Annotated in this window: 19 protein-coding genes; 6 read left to right on the forward strand and 13 right to left on the reverse strand. The window is 73.0% G+C overall.

All coding sequences use genetic code 11. The features are described 5' to 3' along the window. Positions 1 to 19 precede the first annotated feature (19 nt). Positions 20 to 391, reverse strand: a complete 372-nt coding sequence (locus ACZ56V_RS34000) for a DUF4267 domain-containing protein (RefSeq protein ID WP_398917980.1) — start codon at positions 389 to 391, stop codon at positions 20 to 22. 85 nt (positions 392 to 476) lie between these two features. On the opposite strand from ACZ56V_RS34000, the gene ACZ56V_RS34005 reads away from it, so the two are divergent. Further along, the gene (locus ACZ56V_RS34005) at positions 477 to 1,067 is read left to right on the forward strand and encodes a TetR/AcrR family transcriptional regulator (protein WP_398917983.1); all 591 of its coding nucleotides are present in this window, start codon (positions 477 to 479) and stop codon (positions 1,065 to 1,067) included. 180 nt (positions 1,068 to 1,247) lie between these two features. Here the strand turns inward: ACZ56V_RS34005 and rmdB are convergent, their stop codons facing one another. The 5 genes from rmdB to ACZ56V_RS34030 all read right to left on the reverse strand — a co-directional run bounded on the left by rmdB (position 1,248) and on the right by ACZ56V_RS34030 (position 8,240). Next, positions 1,248 to 3,476: a cyclic Di-GMP phosphodiesterase RmdB gene (rmdB, locus tag ACZ56V_RS34010; RefSeq protein ID WP_398917985.1), complete on the reverse strand. Its 2,229-nt coding sequence runs from the start codon at positions 3,474 to 3,476 to the stop codon at positions 1,248 to 1,250. A 257-nt stretch (positions 3,477 to 3,733) separates the two neighbouring features. Then, positions 3,734 to 5,941, reverse strand: a complete 2,208-nt coding sequence (gene ligA, locus ACZ56V_RS34015; RefSeq protein WP_468947464.1) for an NAD-dependent DNA ligase LigA — start codon at positions 5,939 to 5,941, stop codon at positions 3,734 to 3,736. A gap of 15 nt (positions 5,942 to 5,956) precedes the next feature. Then, entirely contained in the window at positions 5,957 to 6,952 is a 996-nt protein-coding gene (locus ACZ56V_RS34020) for a methionine synthase (protein WP_398917989.1), read from the reverse strand. Between the two features lie 31 nt (positions 6,953 to 6,983). Further along, complete coding sequence (locus tag ACZ56V_RS34025; RefSeq protein ID WP_398917991.1) at positions 6,984 to 7,673, reverse strand: SDR family oxidoreductase; 690 nt, start codon at positions 7,671 to 7,673, stop codon at positions 6,984 to 6,986. Between the two features lie 27 nt (positions 7,674 to 7,700). After that, complete coding sequence (locus tag ACZ56V_RS34030) at positions 7,701 to 8,240, reverse strand: LOG family protein (protein WP_398917993.1); 540 nt, start codon at positions 8,238 to 8,240, stop codon at positions 7,701 to 7,703. Between the two features lie 96 nt (positions 8,241 to 8,336). Here ACZ56V_RS34030 and ACZ56V_RS34035 point away from each other — a divergent pair, with 96 nt between their 5' ends. Both ACZ56V_RS34035 and ACZ56V_RS34040 read left to right on the forward strand, forming a co-directional pair. Next, positions 8,337 to 8,669, forward strand: a complete 333-nt coding sequence (locus ACZ56V_RS34035) for a DUF427 domain-containing protein (protein ID WP_468947467.1) — start codon at positions 8,337 to 8,339, stop codon at positions 8,667 to 8,669. A gap of 37 nt (positions 8,670 to 8,706) precedes the next feature. After that, positions 8,707 to 9,486, forward strand: a complete 780-nt coding sequence (locus ACZ56V_RS34040; protein WP_467383533.1) for an alpha/beta fold hydrolase — start codon at positions 8,707 to 8,709, stop codon at positions 9,484 to 9,486. A 51-nt stretch (positions 9,487 to 9,537) separates the two neighbouring features. Here the strand turns inward: ACZ56V_RS34040 and mnmA are convergent, their stop codons facing one another. Then, positions 9,538 to 10,668, reverse strand: coding sequence for a tRNA 2-thiouridine(34) synthase MnmA (gene mnmA, locus ACZ56V_RS34045; protein WP_398917999.1), 1,131 nt, complete (start codon positions 10,666 to 10,668; stop codon positions 9,538 to 9,540). Positions 10,669 to 10,728: 60 nt separating this feature from the next. Here mnmA and ACZ56V_RS34050 point away from each other — a divergent pair, with 60 nt between their 5' ends. Further along, complete coding sequence (locus ACZ56V_RS34050) at positions 10,729 to 11,442, forward strand: N-acetylmuramoyl-L-alanine amidase (protein ID WP_468947470.1); 714 nt, start codon at positions 10,729 to 10,731, stop codon at positions 11,440 to 11,442. A gap of 16 nt (positions 11,443 to 11,458) precedes the next feature. On the opposite strand, the gene ACZ56V_RS34055 is transcribed toward ACZ56V_RS34050, so the two are convergent. The 3 genes from ACZ56V_RS34055 to ACZ56V_RS34065 form a co-directional block, all read right to left on the reverse strand. Next, on the reverse strand, positions 11,459 to 12,628 hold the full coding sequence (locus ACZ56V_RS34055) for a cysteine desulfurase family protein (RefSeq protein WP_398918003.1): 1,170 nt from the start codon (positions 12,626 to 12,628) through the stop codon (positions 11,459 to 11,461). 90 nt (positions 12,629 to 12,718) lie between these two features. Next, a complete protein-coding gene (locus tag ACZ56V_RS34060) occupies positions 12,719 to 13,012 on the reverse strand; it encodes a DUF4190 domain-containing protein (RefSeq protein ID WP_468947472.1) in 294 nt (97 codons plus the stop codon). A gap of 49 nt (positions 13,013 to 13,061) precedes the next feature. Further along, the gene (locus ACZ56V_RS34065; RefSeq protein ID WP_468947474.1) at positions 13,062 to 13,229 is read right to left on the reverse strand and encodes a hypothetical protein; all 168 of its coding nucleotides are present in this window, start codon (positions 13,227 to 13,229) and stop codon (positions 13,062 to 13,064) included. Positions 13,230 to 13,344: 115 nt separating this feature from the next. Between ACZ56V_RS34065 and ACZ56V_RS34070 the strand changes: the two genes are divergently transcribed. Further along, entirely contained in the window at positions 13,345 to 13,971 is a 627-nt protein-coding gene (locus ACZ56V_RS34070) for a TetR family transcriptional regulator (protein ID WP_398918006.1), read from the forward strand. 12 nt (positions 13,972 to 13,983) lie between these two features. Here the strand turns inward: ACZ56V_RS34070 and ACZ56V_RS34075 are convergent, their stop codons facing one another. After that, positions 13,984 to 14,844: a thioesterase family protein gene (locus ACZ56V_RS34075; protein ID WP_398918008.1), complete on the reverse strand. Its 861-nt coding sequence runs from the start codon at positions 14,842 to 14,844 to the stop codon at positions 13,984 to 13,986. A 25-nt stretch (positions 14,845 to 14,869) separates the two neighbouring features. Continuing rightward, positions 14,870 to 15,613, reverse strand: coding sequence for a TioE family transcriptional regulator (locus ACZ56V_RS34080; RefSeq protein ID WP_468947509.1), 744 nt, complete (start codon positions 15,611 to 15,613; stop codon positions 14,870 to 14,872). A 59-nt stretch (positions 15,614 to 15,672) separates the two neighbouring features. On the opposite strand from ACZ56V_RS34080, the gene ACZ56V_RS34085 reads away from it, so the two are divergent. Further along, the gene (locus tag ACZ56V_RS34085; protein ID WP_467383526.1) at positions 15,673 to 16,875 is read left to right on the forward strand and encodes an erythromycin esterase family protein; all 1,203 of its coding nucleotides are present in this window, start codon (positions 15,673 to 15,675) and stop codon (positions 16,873 to 16,875) included. A 13-nt stretch (positions 16,876 to 16,888) separates the two neighbouring features. Here ACZ56V_RS34085 and ACZ56V_RS34090 read toward each other — a convergent pair whose 3' ends face one another. Beyond that, positions 16,889 to 17,548, reverse strand: a complete 660-nt coding sequence (locus tag ACZ56V_RS34090) for a trimeric intracellular cation channel family protein (protein WP_467383525.1) — start codon at positions 17,546 to 17,548, stop codon at positions 16,889 to 16,891. Between the last annotated feature and the right edge of the window lie 37 nt (positions 17,549 to 17,585).

The raw sequence follows: 17,585 nt of genomic DNA on the forward strand, positions 1-17,585 counted from the left end.
CGGTACGGCGGACGGGCGCTCAGACCGCGAAGAGCAGTCCGGCACTGATCAGGACAACGACCGCGGTGGCGAAGTGGACCCCGAAGGCCACCGCTTTCGTACCCCCGTGGCGCAGCACTATGAGCGTGTCGGCGAGCGGCACGAGGGCGACGCAGAGCATGAACCACGCCTCGGGGCGGGCGCCCGCGAAGGCCAGCAGCGCCAGTCCCACCACGCCCAGCGTGCCGTCCCTGACGCCCTTGATCGTCAGATAGGCGCCGGCGTCGCCGCCGGGGTCGGCCGGGACGCCGTAGCCCGTGGCGGCCGCGCCGGGCTGGAACAGGAAGCGGTACCCGAGGAAGAGGCAGAACAGGTTGAGCACGATGGCCAGGGTGTACGCGGTGACGGTCACGACGACTCCTTGCTAGCAGCGCTAGGGACAAGAGTGACGCTAGCAGAGCGGCGACAGGATGGCTAGCGCTGCTAGAATCGCGGTCATGACGATTCAGACGCGCCGGGAGCGCGAACGAGCGGAACGCGAGCGGCTGATCGTGACGGCCGCGCGGGACCTGGCCGAGGCGGAGGGCTGGGACGCGGTCACCACCCGCCGGCTGGCCGCGGAGATCGAGTACAGCCAGCCGGTCCTGTACAGCCACTTCAAGGGCAAGGGCGCGATCATGGCGGCGGTCGCGGTGCGGGGCTGCGAGGAGCTGACGGCCGACCTGCGGGCGTCCACCGCGGCGGCCGAGGGCCCGCACGGGAGGCTGGCGGCGGTCGGCCGGGCGTACACGGACTTCGGACGGCGGCGGCCCGCGCTCTACGACGCGATGTTCACGCACCTGGTGGACCTGCCGTTCGCCACGCCCGAGGCCCCGGCGCCCCTCCAGGAGGCGTTCGGCGAGCTGCTGCGCGCCGTCGAGCCGGTCGCGCACGAGGGCGACGACCTGGCACTGCTCACGGAGACCTTCTGGGCGGGACTGCACGGCCTGGTGACCCTGATGCGCAGCGGCCGACTCCCTCAGGAGTCCCACGACCACCGACTCGCCCTGCTGATCGAGCGGTTCGCCCCGCAGGACGGGACGCGCTGAACGGAATCACACGAGCTGCGCCGAGCCGGGCCCGTCCAGTCCGTGCGAGGCGGGGCGGGGCGGGGCGGGGCGGGGCGGGGCGGTGGGGAACGCGCCGGGCAGACGGGCGGGGCGCCGGCCTGCTCGGGCGGGCCGGGGTGCCGACGACAGGGGCGCGTGCCGCGGTCGGCTGCGGTCAGGTCACTCGTCGGTCGCTGCCGCGGGCAGTGCGGCGGCGGCCCGGACCCAGCCGCGGGAGCCGCGGGCGAGCAGCCAGGCGGTGGTCTCCTCCGGGGGCATCGCGGCCGCGACCAGCCAGCCCTGTACGGCGTCGCAGCCGAGGTCCCGCAGGCGCTCCCAGGTCTCGTCGTCCTCCACGCCCTCGGCGACGACGAGCAGGCCGAGCGAGTGGGCGAGGTCGACGGTGCAGCGCACGATCTCGGCGTCCTCGGTGTCGATGGCCAGCCGGGCCACGAAGGAGCGGTCGATCTTCAGCTCGCTGACGGGGAGCCTGCGCAGGTGGACGAGGGAGGAGTAGCCGGTGCCGAAGTCGTCCAGGGACATCTTGACGCCGTGGCCGGTCAGCGCGTTGAGGGTGTCGGCCGCCCGCTGCGGGTCCTCCAGGAGGACGTGCTCGGTGATCTCGAGTTGGAGCGCTCCCGCGGGGACTCCGTGCCGGGCGAGCCGGGCGGCCACCGAGCCCGCGAAGCCGGGAGTGTGGACGTCGCGCGGGGAGACGTTGACCGCGACCGGCACGAACAGGCCCTGGGCGCGCCACCGGGCGACCTGGGCGAGCGCCGTCTCCAGCACGTACTCGGTGAGGTGGGGCATCAGCCCGGAGGACTCGGCGATGGCTATGAACTCGTCCGGCGGCACCTTGCCCCGCTCGGGGTGCACCCAGCGCACCAGGGCCTCCAGGCCCGCGACCTGACCGTCGAAGCGGACCTTGGGCTGGTAGTGCAGCTGGACCTCGTGGGCGTCCAGGGCCCGGCGCAGGTCGCCGAGGAGGCCGAGCCGGTCCGGGGTGTTGGAGTCCCGCTTGGACTCGTAGACCTCCACACCGGTGCGGTCCCGCTTCGCCTGGTACATCGCCACGTCGGCGCGGCGCAGCAGCCCCTCGGCGTCCAGCGCGTGGTCGGGGAAGACGGCGACGCCGGCGCTGGCCTCCAGGACGAGGGTGAGCCCGTCCAGGTCCATCGGGGAACTCAGCTCGGCCACCAGCCCCCGGGCGATCCGGGTCGCCGACGTGGTGGAGTCGGCGACGGGAAGTAAGACGGCGAACTCGTCACCGCCGAGCCGCGCGGCCTCCGCCCCGCGCGGCAGGGCCTGCCGCAGCCGGTCGGCGGTCTGCAGCAGCAGCCGGTCGCCGGCGAGGTGTCCGAGGGTGTCGTTGACCGACCGGAAACGGTCGAGGTCGATCAGCATCAGGGCGGCGCGGGCGCCGATGCGCTCGGCGTCGTCCAGCGCGGTCCAGGTGCGCTCCAGGAGCCACTGCCGGTTGGGCAGGCCGGTGAGCGGGTCGCGCAGCTGCTCCTCGGCGCGGGCGCGGGCGATCCACAGCGTGGAGTCGAGGGCGATGAGCGGGATGGCGAACAGCGGCAGCAGCAGCGGCTTGGCGACGGCGACGACGCAGATCAGCGGGGCGATGCCGAGCAGGGCGACCGCGACCAGGCCGTGTCTGACCAGGGCGGTGCGGGCGGCGGTGGGCAGACCGGGGCGCGGGGTCTGGATGTACCACAGCAGGGCGCGGGTGACGGCGAGGTAGGCGACGGCGACGAGCACCACCTTGGGTGCCGCGTACACCCCCCAGGTCTCGGGGTCCCAGGGGTGCTCCACGGACGGTACGGAGCCGCAGACGCCGAGGGGCACGGCGCCCGCGGCGATGCCGAGGATGTCCACCGCGCCGTGCAGGACGCCCTGCCGCCAGCGGCCCCGGCGGGCTATGCCGACCAGGACGACGACGGTGAGGCTGACCATGCCGGCCGGAATCCAGCCGTACAGCAGCAGGACGGCGAGGGTGAGGGCGGCGCCCGAACCGGTGCCGCCCCACCAGCGGGAGCGGCCGAGCATGACCAGGTGGCCGACGACGATGCCGGCCAGCACGGCCAGGGACCAGCCGACGGTGCCGGCCGGGAAGAGGGCGTGTCCGTCGCTGAACGCCCGGTAGAAACCGGCGCCCAGGACGAAGGCGGCGGTCGCGACGATCGCCGCGGGCAACGCGGGCCAGGACAGGTGCCGTTCGCCGTCCGGGTCGGCCGGACCGTGGAGGTGTCCGGGGGCGCGGCCGGCGGCCGGCGGCACCCGGGTGCCCGTCGCGGGATGCGGGACGCCACCATCGCGTTGCCCGAGCCACCGGCTCACGTGCCACGCGTCCACCATGCGACGCAGGCTCAGCCGTGAGCCCGCGGCGGCGCTCTCGGTCGGTTCCATTCCCGTCCCTCTCACAGCCGGCGGTGCCCACGCCACGCGGCCCCCGCCTCGACCACCTTCAACGGCTCCGCGTGGGAGACCCCTTCCCCTGTCACTCGGGGCAGGGGGGTGCCCCGACCGCGGCTGGGCACGGCGGGCGCACACCTCAACAGTAGGCCGCGGAAGGCTTCCAGGGGCACTGGTCGTCGACGGTTGCCCGAATGCCACCCGGCCACCCGTATGCATCTGATATGCGCCGATCGGGTGGCCTTCAACCGCTATTCCTCAGCCGAAAGCGCGACTTCGGCCGCCGCTTCGGGTCCTTGTTCGAGCAGAACGGCGAAACCGTCCTCGTTCAGAACCGGCACTTTCAGTTGCATCGCCTTGTCGTACTTCGAACCGGGGTTGTCACCGACCACGACGAACGACGTCTTCTTGGACACCGATCCGGTCACTTTGGCGCCGCGGCTCTGCAGGGCGTCCTTGGCTCCGTCCCGGGTGAAGTTCTCCAGGGTGCCGGTGACGACGACGGTGAGTCCTTCGAGCGGGCGCGGTCCTTCGTCCTCCCCCGTCGAGTGGTCCTCCAGGGGAACCCCGGCCGCCTTCCACTTGCGCACGATCTCGCGGTGCCAGTCCACGGCGAACCACTCCTTGACGGCGGTGGCGATGGTGCCGCCCACGCCGTCCGTGCTCGCCAGCTCCTCCTCGGTGGCCTGCTCGATGCGGTCGATGGAGCGGAACTCCCGGGCGAGGGCCTGGGCGGCGACCGGTCCGACGTACCGGATGGAGAGGCCGTTGATGAAGCGGGCCAGCGGGCGGGTCTTGGCCTCCTCGATGTGCTGGAGCAGCGCGAGGGTGTTCTTCTTCGGCTCGCCCTCCTTGTTGGCGAAGACCGTGGCGATCTTCTCCTCGCCGGTCTTGGGATCGCGCTTGGGCAGTCCGCTGTCGGGGTCGAGGACGTACGCCTTGATGGGCAGCAGCTTCTCGACGGTGAGGTCGAAGAGGTCGCCCTCGTCCACCAGCGGCGGCTCGGACGGCTCCAGCGGCCCGGTCAGCGCGGCCGCCACGACCCCGCCGAAGTGCTCGATGTCCAGGCACTCCCGGCCCGCGAGGTAGGCCACCCGCTCGCGCAACTGGGCCGGGCAGGCGCGGGCGTTGGGGCAGCGGAGGTCGATGTCGCCCTCCTTCATCGCCTTCAGCGGCGTCCCGCACTCGGGGCACTCGGCCGGCATCACGAACTCCCGCTCGCTGCCGTCCCTCAGGTCGGCCACCGGCCCGAGGATCTCCGGGATCACGTCACCGGCCTTGCGCAGCACCACGGTGTCGCCGATGAGCACGCCCTTGGCCTTGACGACCTCCTGGTTGTGCAGCGTGGCGAACTCCACCTCGCTGCCGGCCACCGTCACCGGCTCGACCTGCGCGTACGGCGTGACGCGGCCGGTGCGGCCGACGCCCACCTTGATGTCGACGAGCTTGGTGTTGACCTCCTCCGGCGCGTACTTGTAGGCGATGGCCCAGCGGGGCGCGCGGGCCGTGGAGCCGAGCCGGCCCTGGAGGCGGATCTCGTCGAGCTTGACGACGACTCCGTCGATCTCGTGCGCGACGGAGTGCCGGTTCTCGCCGTAGTACGCGATGAAGTCCCGTACCCCGTCCAGGCCGTCGACCACCCGGTTGTGCGGGGAGGTGGGCAGGCCCCAGGTCTTCAGCAGGTCGTACGCCTGGGAGAGGCGGGTCAGGCCCGAGTAGCCCTCCAGGGTGCCGATGCCGTGGACCACCATGTGCAGCGGGCGGGAGGCGGTGACGCGCGGGTCCTTCTGGCGCAGTGAACCGGCCGCGGCGTTGCGCGCGTTGGCGAAGGGCTTGTCCCCCGCCTCGTTCAACCGGGCGTTGAGTTCCTGGAACTTCTCCATCGGGAAGTAGACCTCGCCGCGGATCTCCACGAGGTCGGGGACCTTGTCGCCCGCCAGGCGCTCGGGGATCTCGGCGATGGTGCGGACGTTGGGCGTGATGTCCTCGCCGGTGCGGCCGTCGCCGCGGGTGGCGGCACGGACGAGGCGGCCGCGTTCGTAGGTCAGGTTGACGGCGAGTCCGTCGACCTTCAGCTCGCACAGGAAGTGGTACTCCTGCTCGCCCAGCTCCCGGGCGATGCGCTCGAACCAGGCGGCCAGCTCGTCGTCGTTGAAGGTGTTGTCCAGGGAGAGCATCCGGGTGGGGTGCTCCACGGCCGTGAACTCGGTCGCGTAGGAACCGGCGACCTTCTGGGTCGGGGACTCGGGGGTGCGCAGCTCCGGATACCGCTCCTCCAGCTCCTCCAGGGTGCGCAGCAGCCGGTCGAACTCCGCGTCGCTGACGACGGGCGCGTCGTTCACGTAGTACCGGAAGCGGTGCTCCTCGATCTGCTCGGCGAGCTGCGCGTGCTGCTCCCGCGCCTCGGCGGGCACGCTCGTCGTCTCCGCCTGCTTGTCGCCCTGCTTGTCGCCGGCCACCGTATGGTCCTCCCGTTACTCTGGGTTGTCCGCGAGAGATCTTGCCGCCCGGGCACAGTGGGCGAGCGCGCGCCGGGCGTAGTCCGGGGAGGCACCCGCGAGTCCGCACGCCGGAGTGACGGTGACCGCCTCCGCGAGCAGCTCCGGACGCAGCCCCAGCCTGCGCCACAGCGTTCTGACACCCATGACGCTACCGGCAGGGTCTGACAATGCCGTGTCCGTCCCCGGCACGACACCGGTGAAGAGCCGGGTGCCGCCCTCGACGGCCTCACCGATCGCGTCGTCGTCACGCTCGGTGAGGAGCGAGAAGTCGAAGGAGACGCCCGCGACGCCCGCCCGCCGCAGCAGGGCGAACGGCACGTCCGGCGCGCAGGAGTGGACCACGACGGGCCCGCCGTCGTGCACCCCGGCGACCTCGCGCAGCGTCGCCTCCACGACCTGGCGGTCGACGGCGCGGTGGGTGCGGTAGCCGCTGGCGGTACGCACCTGGCCGCGCAGGACGGCGGTGAGGGAGGGTTCGTCGAGCTGGAGCACGGGCCGGGCGCCGGGCACCCGGCGGCGCAGCTCGGCCAGGTGCAGGCGCAGGCCCTCGGCGAGCGAGGCGGCGAGGTCGCGGCAGGCGCCCGGGTCGGAGAGGACCGCCTCGCCGCCTCGCAGTTCCAGCGCGGCGGCGAGGGTCCACGGGCCGACGGCCTGGACCTTGAGCGGGCCCTCGTAGCCCTGGGTGAACTCCTCAAGTGCGTCGAGGTCCTGCCGGAGCCAGGCCCGGGCCCGCTTGGTGTCCCGCCCCGGGCGGTCGCCGAGCCGCCAGCCGCTGGGCTCCACGCGCGCGTACAGCTCGACGAGCATGCCGGCGGTGCGGCCGATCATGTCGGCGCCGGGGCCGCGGGCGGGCAGCTCGGGGAGGAAGGGGAAGTCCTCGAAGCTGCCGGTGGCGGTCTTGGCGGCCTCGCGGGCGTCGTGTCCCGGGAGGCTGCCGACGCCGGTGGCGGGGGCGAAGTTGTCGTTCACGGGGCAAGCCTACGCAGGGCGCGTGGCTGGATCACCGTCCCGGGCGCACCGTCAGGTCGTTGACCTCCGCGTCCCTCGGGAGGTCCAGCGCCATCAGGATCGTGGTGGCGACGGACTCGGGGTCGATCCACTTCGCCGGGTCGTACTCCTTGCCCTCCTGCTGGTGCACCTTGGCCTGCATGGGGCTGGCGGTGCGGCCGGGGTAGACCGAGGTGACGCGGACGCCGTTCGCGTGCTCCTCCTGGCGCAGGGCGTCGGCCAGGGCCTTCAGCCCGTGCTTGGAGGCGCCGTACGCGGCCCAGCCGGCGTGGGCGTTGAGGCCGGAGCCGGAGTTGACGAAGAGCACCTGGCCCTGGGCGACGCGGAGCTGGGGCAGCAGCAGGCGGGTCAGCTCGGCGGGGGCGACCAGGTTGACGTTCAGCTGGTTGAGCCAGGTCTTCGGGGTGAGGTCGCCGACCGCACCGAGGTCGACGACCCCGGCGATGTGCAGCAGCGAGTCCACCCGGTCGGGCAGGCTCTGGTGGGAGAGGGCCCAGGACAGCCTGCCCGGGTCGGCGAGGTCCCCGACCAGGGTCTTCGCGCCGGGGAGCGCGGCGGCCAGTTCCTTGGCGCGGCCCGCGTCGCGCGCGTGCAGCACGATCTCGTCGCCGCGTTCGTGCAGGCGGCGGGCGACGGCCGCGCCGATGCCGGAGCCCGCTCCGGTGATCACATGTGTAGCCATGCCCGCCATGCTCGCACCACCGGTGTCCTACTCGATGCCCTGGCTCTCCTCCAGGTAGGCGAGCGCGCCGACCGGCTCCTCGGCGAAGAACACCAGCTCGGTGAGGGGGCGGGGCAGGAAGCCCTCGTCCTCCATGCGGCGGAACTGCTCCCTGAGGCCGTCGTAGAAGCCCGCGGTGTTGAGCAGGACGACCGGCTTGTCGGTGTGCCCGTGCTTCTTCAGCTCCAGGATCTCGGTGGCCTCGTCGAGCGTGCCGGTGCCGCCCACCATGATGACCACGGCGTCGGCCTTCTCCAGCAGCAGCCGCTTGCGCTCGGCCAGGTCCTTCGCGATCACCATCTCGTCGGCGCCCTCGCGCGCCTTGGCCGCCAGGAAGTCCACCGAGACCCCGAGCAGCCGTCCGCCGGCCTCCTGAACGCCGTCGGCGACCACCTTCATCAGGCCGACGTCGGAGCCGCCCCAGACGAGGGTGTGCCCGCCCTTTCCGAGCAGTTCGGCGAACTCCTTGGCGGGGCGCGTGTAGCGCTCGTCGAGGTCGGCGGCGGAGAGGAAGACGCAGATTCTCATGGCCTCCACCGTACGGCCCGGTCCGGAGGGGAAGAACCCGGCCGCCGGGGACGCTGTAGTGACGTGACGGAGACCACTGCCACCAGGAGGACGACCGTGACCAAGGGACTCAAGGGACACATCATCACCGTCGAACCGAGCGGCCGGCACGTGCGCGTGGTGCACGGCGGGCAGGTGCTGGCGGAGAGCGACGGGGCGTTGGTGCTCCACGAGACGGGCTTGCCGGACCGGTACTACATCCCGCCCCGGGACGTACGCCTCGATCTGCTGACGCCGTCCGACACGCAGACCCACTGCCCCTTCAAGGGCGACGCGTCCTACTGGTCGCTGCCGGACGCGGCGGACCTGGTCTGGGCGTACCCGGACCCGAAGCCGGAGGTCGCGGAGATCAAGGACCACCTCTGTTTCTACGAGGTCGAGGTGTCCTGAGCGATGAGTTCCGTGCCGTGGGGCAGTCTGCGCAGGCATGGAGAAGACGACTGTTTCGCGTGACGGCACCCGCATCGCCTACGAACGCTCCGGACGGGGACCGGCGGTCGTGCTCGTCAGCGGCGCCATGTCGACGGGTGCCACGACGGCGCCGCTGGCCGCCGAGCTGTCGGGCCGTTTCGACGTCACCGTGTACGACCGCCGGGGGCGCGGCGAGAGCGGCGACACCGCGCCCTACGCGGTGGAACGCGAGATCGAGGACCTGGCGGCGCTGATCGAGGCGGTGGGCGGCGAGGCGTCGCTGTACGGCATGTCCTCGGGCGGCGCGCTGGTGCTCCGGGCGGCGGCGAGCGGCCTGCCGGTGCGCCGGGTGGCCGTGTACGAGGTGCCGTACTCCATGGACGACGCCGCCGTGCGGGCGGCGGCCGAGTACACCGAGCGGCTGACCGAGGTGCTGGGGCAGGGCCGGCGCGGGGACGCGGTGGAGCTGTTCCTGCGGCACACGGGGCTGGGCGAGGAGATGATCCGGGGTGCCCGGCAGTCCCCCATGTGGGCCGGGATGGAGTCGGTGGCGCCGAGTCTGGCGTACGACGACGCCGTGCTGGGCGACAGCCGGGTGCCCACGTCGGTGATCGCCTCGGTCTCCGCTCCCCTGCTGGTCCTCGCGGGCGGCGCGAGCGACGCGTGGTGGCACGAGACCGCCCGTGCGATCGCTCAGGCGGCGCCCGACGGCAGGTACGGCACCGTGGCCGGGCAGACCCACATGGTGGAGCCGGGCGTACTGGCGCCGGTACTGGCGGAGTTCCTCGCCGGGTGAGCCGACGCCGCGGCGTCGCCGTCAATGTCGTCGTACCACCCGGCGGGCGGATCAGGCCGCGCCGGCCGTCGCGCGGGTGGTGGACGCGATCGTCGCCGAGCCCACCACGCGTGTGCCGTCGTACAGCACGATCGCCTGGCCGGGGGCGACGCCGCGGACCGGCTCGGTGAAGGTCACCTCCAGGGTGCCGTCGACCAGTTCGGCCCGTACCCCGGTCTCGCCGCCGTGGGCGCGGAGCTGCGCGGTGTAGGTGCCGGGGCCGGCGGGGGCGGCGCCGCACCAGCGGGGCCTGATCGCGCGCAGGGCGTCGACGTCGAGCGCCTCGGCCGGGCCGACCGTCACGGTGTTGTCGACCGGGGAGATGTCCAGGACGTAGCGCGGCTTGCCGTCGGGGGCCGGGGTGCCGATCCTGAGGCCCTTGCGCTGGCCGATGGTGTAGCCGTACGCGCCCTCGTGGGTGCCGAGCCGGTTGCCCGCCTCGTCGACGATGTCGCCCTCCGCCTTGCCGAGACGGTTCGCCAGGAAGCCCTGGGTGTCGCCGTCGGCGATGAAGCAGATGTCGTGCGAGTCGGGCTTCTTGGCCACCGCGAGGCCCCGGCGCTCGGCCTCCGCGCGGATCTCGTCCTTGGTGGTGACCGTGTCGCCGAGCGGGAACATCGCGTGGGCGAGCTGCCGGTCGTCGAGCACCCCGAGGACGTAGCTCTGGTCCTTGGCCATGTCGGAGGCGCGGTGCAGCTCGCGGACGCCGTCCTCGCGCAGGATCACCTTCGCGTAGTGGCCGGTGCAGACGGCGTCGAAGCCGAGGGCCAGCGCCTTGTCGAGCAGCGCGGCGAACTTGATCTTCTCGTTGCAGCGCAGGCACGGGTTGGGGGTGCGGCCGGCCTCGTACTCGGCGACGAAGTCCTCGACCACGTCCTCCCGGAAGCGGTCGGCGAGGTCCCACACGTAGAACGGGATGCCGATGACGTCCGCGGCGCGGCGGGCGTCGCGCGAGTCCTCGATGGTGCAACAGCCCCGGGCGCCCGTGCGGAAGGACTGGGGGTTCGCGGAGAGCGCGAGGTGGACGCCGGTCACGTCGTGCCCCGCCTCGGCCGCGCGGGCGGCGGCGACGGCGGAGTCGACCCCGCCCGACATGGCGGCGAGGACGCGGAGGGGACGGGTGCGCTGCGGAGTGTCAGTCATAGCCCCTCCAGAGTACGGGGAGGCGGGAACCGGAGCGCGCGAGTATGCGTTGAAGATCGTATGGGGGCGAAGCAGGGATCCACGAGCGGGTCCACACCGGGCGGGTCCGGGGACACGGACCGGCGCATCGGCCGCCGTGCGCTGATCGTCGGCGGTGCGGCGGCGGCCGTGGGCACCGGTGTGCTGGCCCGTGACGAGCTGTCCCGGCTGTGGTGGCGGGTACCGGGCGTCGAGCGGCCCCGCGAGGAGGGCGCGGTCGACTTCGCGGGCGCGCGCTGGGTGGCGGCGTCGGACGCGAACTGGCGGCGGGCGGACCGGCCGGACGACTTCGGCATCGACATGGTGATCGTCCATGTCACGCAGGGCAGTTTCGACAGTGCGGTGCGGGCCTTCCAGGACCCCGGGCACAAGGCGGCCGCGCACTACATCGTGGGTCAGGACGGGCGCGTCACCCAGATGATCCGCGAGCTGGACGTGGCGTACCACGCGGGCAACCGCGACTACAACGAACGCAGTGTCGGCATCGAGCACGAGGGCTTCGTGGACCGCCCGCGGGACTTCACCGCCGCGATGTACGCCGCCTCCGCGCGGCTGACGGCGGGGATCTGCGCGCGGTACGACATACCCGTGGACCGGAAGCACATCCTCGGCCACGTGGAGGTGCCGGGCACCGACCACACCGACCCGGGGCCGCACTGGGACTGGGACCGGTACCTGAAGCTGGTGCGGCGGGCGGCCACGAGCACCCCGTCGAAGCCGCCGACCAAAGCCTGAGCCCTGACGGCGTCGCTCACGACAGCCCCGCCGCCCGGGCGCGTTCCACCGCGGGGCCGATCGCCTTGGCGAGCGCCTCCACGTCGGCCTCGGTCGAGGTGTGGCCCAGGGAGAAGCGCAGGGTGCCGCGGGCCAGGTCGGGGTCGGTTCCGGCGGCCAGCAGGACGTGGCTGGGCTGGGCGACGCCCGCGGTGCAGGCGGAGCCGGTGGAGCACTCGATGCCCTGGGCGTCGAGCAGGAGGAGGAGCGAGTCGCCCTCGCAGCCCGGGAAGGTGAAGTGGGCGTTGGCCGGCAGGCGGCCTCCGGGCGACGGGTCGCCGCCGAGGATCGCGTCCGGGACGGCCGTGCGGACGGCGTCGACCAGGTCGTCGCGCAGGGCGCCGATCTCGCGGGCGAACCACTCGTGCTGCTCGGCGGCGAGGCGGCCGGCGACCGCGAAGGAGGCGACGGCGGGGACGTCGAGGGTGCCGGAGCGCACGTGGCGTTCCTGGCCGCCGCCGTGCAGGACGGGGACCGGGGTGTACTCCCGGCCCAGCAGCAGCGCGCCGATGCCGTAGGGGCCGCCGATCTTGTGGCCGGAAACGGTCATGGCGGCCAGCCCGGAGGCGGCGAAGTCGACCGGGAGCTGGCCGAAGGCCTGGACCGCGTCGGCGTGCATCGGTACGTCGAACTCGGCGGCCACGTCGGCGAGTTCCCGCACCGGCATGATCGTGCCGATCTCGTTGTTGGCCCACATGACGGTGGCGAGCGCGACGTCGCCGGGGTCGCGGGCGATGGCCTCGCGCAGCGTCTCGGGGTGCACCCGGCCGTGGGCGTCGACCGGCAGGTACTCGACGGTGGCGCCCTCGTGCTCGCCGAGCCAGTGGACGGCGTCGAGGACCGCGTGGTGCTCGACGGGGCTGGCCAGGACCCGGGTGCGGGCCGGGTCGGCGTCGCGGCGGGCCCAGTACAGGCCCTTGACGGCGAGGTTGTCGGCCTCGGTGCCGCCGGAGGTGAGGACCACCTCGCTGGGGCGGGCGCCGAGCGCCTCGGCGAGGGTCTCGCGGGCCTCCTCGACGGTGCGCCGCGCCCGGCGGCCGGACGCGTGGAGGGAAGAGGCGTTGCCGGTGACGCTCAGGTGCGCGGTGAGTGCCTCGACTGCCTCGGGAAGCATCGGGGTCGTCGCGGCGTGGTCGAGGTAAGCCATGGTGCGGCCGATTCTACGGGGCGGTTCCGCCCCGTCCCGGACCAAGGCCGGTCTCGCCGCCCGGCGGCCGGGGCCGGAGGGCGCGGTGGCTCACAGACTCCACGACATGGTGTGGTCGGCGGACATGAACGCCACCAGGACCAGCAGGTCGGCGACGCCCAGGCCGAGGCCGAGGAGGGCCCGGCCGCGGCGGGTGGTGCCGCGCCACAGGGCGATGCCCGCCAGGGCGATGGCGATCGGGCCGAGGAAGACGTTGAGGACGAGCAGGCCGAGCAGACCGAGGACGAACGAGGCGACGGCCATGCCGTCGGTGTCGTGGATACCCACACGACGGGTGGTGCGGGTGGTGTCGGTGCCGCGGTCGGCCGGTGCGGTGAGCTGCATGGTGTTCTCCCTGCCGTGCGTCGGTGGGCCGTGCGCCGGTGGGCGCGGGTCAGTGGGCGGAGGTGCTCCGTCGGCGGCCGTGCCGCTCGCGGAGGGCGAAGATGCCGAGCCAGACGGCGATGACCAGGCCGGCCGCGACGGAGAAGGTGAACGGTGCGTGGGCGATGGCGCCCAGGACCACACCGAGGAGCAGCAGTGCGACGACGAGAAACAGCATGGAGCGGATCCCCCAATCTTCGGTGAACGATTGTGGTTACAGTTGTTCACTGACTTCCCAGTCTAGCGCGCCCCATGACTTTTCAATTCCGGAGAACAGTTGTTAACTGCATGGCATGAGTCACACCTCCGGCGTTCGCCAGGCGCAGAAGCGGAAGACCCGGCAGGCGCTCCTCGACGCGGCGCTCGGCCTGCTGGAGGAGCAGAGCCTGAGCAGCCTGGGACTGCGTGAGGTCACCCGCGCCGCGGGCGTCGCCCCGACCGCCTTCTACCGGCACTTCCACTCCACGGCGGATCTCGGTGTGGCGCTGGTCGAGGAGGCGCTGGGCAGCCTGCACCCGATGATCCGGACCACGATGTCACCGGGCGAGGACGACGACGAACGCATCGCCCGCGCGGTCGAGTTGATCGCCGGTCATGTGGCCGCGCACCCGGCCCACGTCCGCTTTATCGCGCGGGAACGGCACGGCGGGGTGCAGCCGGTGCGCCGGGCCATACGGGAGCAGTTGGCGCGGTTCGCCGAGGAGGTGCGGGCCGAGCTGGCCACGGACGCGTCGGCGGCGGGCTGGAGCGAGACCGATCTGCGCATGCTGGCGGGCCTCTACGTCGACCAGATGCTGATCACGGCGTCCCTGTTCCTGGAGACACTGGACGCCCCGGAAGACGAACGCCGCCGGGCCGTCGAGACGGCGCGGCGGCAGCTGCGGCTGATCAGCGTCGGCCGCAGGCACTGGCTGGACTGAGGAACTGCCGGGTCAGCCGAGCCGGACCCGGGCCAGCTGGCGGGACTGGGCGACCAGGCGGTCGGCGCTGTCCCAGACCTCGGCGTCCTCCTCCAGGAAGCCGCCGGCGAGGTTGCGGGTGGTGATGGAGACGCGCAGCGGGCCCGGCGCCGGGCGGCACCGCACGTGCGCGGTCAGCTCGACCGTCGGCACCCAGCCCTTGAGCCCCAGCTCGAAGGCGGTCGGGGGCAGCGCGTCCACCGCGAGCAGCAGCGAGAGCGGGTCCGCGTCACGGCCGTCGGCGAGACCGAACCAGGCCCGCATCTCGCCCCGGCCCGAGGGCCGCCCCAGCGCCCAGCCCAGCGTGGCCGGGTCGAGCTTGAGCATCAGCCGGTCAGCGATGGCCGAGCTGCCCTCGACGGGGGCGGGGCCGTCCTGGGGGCCGAAGCACTGGTCGAGCGGCGGGATCGCGGGCGGCTCGGCCGAGGTGCGGACGTCGTCGGGCAGCGTGTCGAGGTCGCCGTAGGACGCGAGGACCCGGATGCGCTCGACCTCGTTGCCCTCGTCGTCGTACTGGAAGAGGGAGGCCTGGCCGGTGGAGAGGGTGCGCCCCGTGCGGACGGTCTCGGTGCGCACGACCGCCGGGCCCGGCCGGGAGGCGGTGAGGTAGTGCGCCGAGACGGTGAAGGGGTCGGGGTGCGGGAGCGCGTCACCGAGGGCCCGGCCCAGGACGGCCAGCAGATAGCCGCCATTGACGGCGTTGATGATCGTCCAGCCGGCCGACAGGTCGAGGTCGTAGACGCCGGGGGCGCGCGGAGTGACGGCGGTGTCGCGGTCGAACTCGCTGTCGCCGATGGTGGCCCGGGTGGCCGCTGCGGAGGCTGCTTCTGGCATGCCAGCACGGTACAACAGGAAACTACTAAGCGGTAGCTTTCTCTTCTCGCTCGCACGTGCGCAGATACGTCTCCAGCTCCGCCGCCCCGGTCACCATGGCCCGGCCCCGGGCGGAGACCCGGTCGCGCCATTCGCGCAGGGCGGCCTCCAGCGGCTCCAGCCCTCCGGCCGACCGCACCCGGGCGAGCACGGACGCGATCCGCTCCAGCGAATAGCCGCCCCGCCTGAGCTGGTGGGCGAGGCGGGCGTCCCGGACGTCGGCCGCGTCGTAACGGCGGTATCCGGTCGCCGGGTCGCGACGTGGGCGCACCAGGCCGGCGCGCTCCCACTTGCGCAGGGTCGCGGGCCGGATGCCCAGCTCCCCCGCGAGCGCCCCGATGAATCCGCCCGTCGGCCCCGGCGCACCCTCGTCGGACTCGGGCACCAGGTCCCGCAGCGCGCCCTCCACGGCCCCCAGCGTCCGCCGGTCGTCGAGCAACTGGGCGTGGCTCTCGTCGATCAGCCGGAACGCCTCGTCGAGCGCGCCCTCGTTCACGCCCCGCATCACCGCGGCCGCCGTCCCGTGGCCGTGGCCCGCCACCAGGGCGAGGAACGCGACCAGGGCCCGGGCGTGCAGCGTGGTGTAGCGGCGGTATCCGTGGGCCGTGCGGGCGGCGGCCGGGAGGATGCCGGCCGCCTCGTAGTTCCGGACCGCCTGCGCCGACAGACCGTGCGCACGGGCCAGATCGACGGGCCTGAGGCTTCCCCCGCTTTGAAGGTCGGCGGCCATCAGTCCCACGCTCCCAAGGGCAAAGTCTCAACCGAAAGTTCAACGATACCGTTGAATCCATGGCTGAACGCATCCAGGACATCGCCCGTCCCCTCGACGCCGCCGCCGTCATGCGGCTGCTGCCGGCCCCGCCCCGGCTGCTCGCCCTCGGTGAGCCCACCCACGGCGAGGACACCCTGCTCGACGTGCGCAACGACGTCTTCGGGCAACTCGTCGAGCGGCACGGCTACCGGACGATCGCGATCGAGAGCGACTGCCTGCGGGGGCTGATCGTGGACGACTACGTCACCCGGGGCACCGGCACCCTCGACGAGGTCATGGCGCACGGGTTCAGCCATCCCTGGGGCCCGAGCGCACCCAACCGGGAACTGGTGCGCCGGATGCGCGCGTACAACGAGGACCGGCCCGAGCACGAGCGGCTCCGCTTCGCCGGTTTCGACGGCCCGCTGGAGATCACCGGCGCCGCCAGCCCCCGGCAGGCGCTCACCGCGCTGCACGGGTACCTCTCGGCACAGGTGGACGCGGACCTGCTCCCCTGCACCGCTCGGACACTGGACCGCCTGCTCGGGGCCGACGACCGGTGGACCGAGCCCGAGGCGATGACGGACCCGGCGAGGTCCGTGGGGCGGTCGGCCGAGGCCGGGGAGCTGCGGACGCTCGCCGCCGACCTGGTGTCGCTGCTCGACGAGCAGACACCGCACCTGCTCGCGGCGGCCTCGCGCGACGCGTGGGACCGGGCCCGCCTGCACGGACGTACCGCCACCGGACTGCTGACGTACCACTACTGGATGGCCGACACCTCCCCGGCCCGCATGGCCCGGCTGCTGGGCGTGCGGGACCGGATGATGGCCGACAACCTCCTCGCGCTCGCCGGCCGGGGGCCGACGCTGGTCCACGCCCACAACGCCCACCTCCAGCGCGAGAAGAGCTCGATGCGGATGTGGCAGGGGCCGGTGGAATGGTGGAGCGCCGGCGCCCTCGTCGGCGCCCGGCTCGGCGGGGAGTACGCCTTCGTCGCCACGGCGCTCGGCACGATCCGGCACCAGGGGGTGGACGCCCCGCCGCCGGACACCGTCGAGGGGCTCCTGTACGCGCTGCCGCTGGACCCCTGCGTCGTGGACGCCGGACGACTGGCCGAGGCCCTCGGCGATCCGCGGCCCGCGCCCCGGGTGTCCCCCTGGTTCGGCTACGCCCCGCTCGACCCTGGCCACCTGGACTCGGTCGACGGCCTCGTCTTCGTCAAGGACATGCCGCGGCCCTGAAGCGAGCCGGGGGTCAGTCCCCCTCCACCACCGTCGACCGGCGGTTCCAGGCGCGCGGTGCCCGCCAGTGGAAGCGCAGCGCGAGCAGCCGCAGGACGAAGGCCGTGACGACCGCGAGCCCGCTGGTGAACGGGGTGAGCGTCTCGTAGCGGATGCACAGCGCGACCATCGTGGAGCCGACGATCGCGGGGACGGCGTACAGGTCGCGGTCCCAGCGCAGCAGTGAGGGCACCTCGTTGGCGAGCACGTCGCGCAGGACGCCGCCGCCGACCGCGGTGGCCAGGCCCAGGCAGGCGGAGGCGGTCAGCCCGAGGCCGTAGTCGTACGCCTTGGTGGTGCCGGCGACGCAGAACAGGCCGAGCCCGGCCGCGTCGAAGATGTTCACGCCGTTCTGCAGGCGCTCCACGTGGGGGTGGAGGAAGAAGACCAGCAGGGTGGCCAGCAGCGGGGTGAGGAAGTACCCGAGGTCGGTGAAGGCGGCGGGCGGCACCGCGCCGATCACCAGGTCCCGGAACAGCCCGCCGCCGAGCGCGGTGACCTCGGCGAGGACGGCGATGCCGAAGACGTCGAAGTTCTTGCGTACGGCCAGCAGCGCGCCGGAGATGGCGAAGACGAAGATGCCGACCAGGTCGAGCGTGTGCTGGACGGTGGGGCTGAAGAGTTGCTCGTACACCCTTCCATTCTTACTCGACAGCGAGCCCCGGCCTTAC

This window comes from Streptomyces sp. NPDC034099, from assembly GCF_055575415.1.

Coding starts and splice junctions, on each gene's coding strand:
- ACZ56V_RS34065 (WP_468947474.1), bottom strand. CDS start 13,229: ATGCTGTTTCTCGTCGTCGCACTGCTGCTCCTCGGTGTGGTCCTGGGC.
- ACZ56V_RS34030 (WP_398917993.1), bottom strand. CDS start 8,240: ATGAGAATCTGCGTCTTCCTCTCCGCCGCCGACCTCGACGAGCGCTAC.
- ACZ56V_RS34050 (WP_468947470.1), top strand. CDS start 10,729: ATGGGGGCGAAGCAGGGATCCACGAGCGGGTCCACACCGGGCGGGTCC.
- ACZ56V_RS34025 (WP_398917991.1), bottom strand. CDS start 7,673: ATGGCTACACATGTGATCACCGGAGCGGGCTCCGGCATCGGCGCGGCC.
- ACZ56V_RS34055 (WP_398918003.1), bottom strand. CDS start 12,628: ATGGCTTACCTCGACCACGCCGCGACGACCCCGATGCTTCCCGAGGCA.
- ACZ56V_RS34040 (WP_467383533.1), top strand. CDS start 8,707: ATGGAGAAGACGACTGTTTCGCGTGACGGCACCCGCATCGCCTACGAA.
- ACZ56V_RS34080 (WP_468947509.1), bottom strand. CDS start 15,613: ATGGCCGCCGACCTTCAAAGCGGGGGAAGCCTCAGGCCCGTCGATCTG.
- ACZ56V_RS34060 (WP_468947472.1), bottom strand. CDS start 13,012: ATGCAGCTCACCGCACCGGCCGACCGCGGCACCGACACCACCCGCACC.
- ACZ56V_RS34070 (WP_398918006.1), top strand. CDS start 13,345: ATGAGTCACACCTCCGGCGTTCGCCAGGCGCAGAAGCGGAAGACCCGG.
- ACZ56V_RS34075 (WP_398918008.1), bottom strand. CDS start 14,844: ATGCCAGAAGCAGCCTCCGCAGCGGCCACCCGGGCCACCATCGGCGAC.
- ACZ56V_RS34085 (WP_467383526.1), top strand. CDS start 15,673: ATGGCTGAACGCATCCAGGACATCGCCCGTCCCCTCGACGCCGCCGCC.
- ACZ56V_RS34005 (WP_398917983.1), top strand. CDS start 477: ATGACGATTCAGACGCGCCGGGAGCGCGAACGAGCGGAACGCGAGCGG.
- mnmA (WP_398917999.1), bottom strand. CDS start 10,668: ATGACTGACACTCCGCAGCGCACCCGTCCCCTCCGCGTCCTCGCCGCC.
- rmdB (WP_398917985.1), bottom strand. CDS start 3,476: ATGGAACCGACCGAGAGCGCCGCCGCGGGCTCACGGCTGAGCCTGCGT.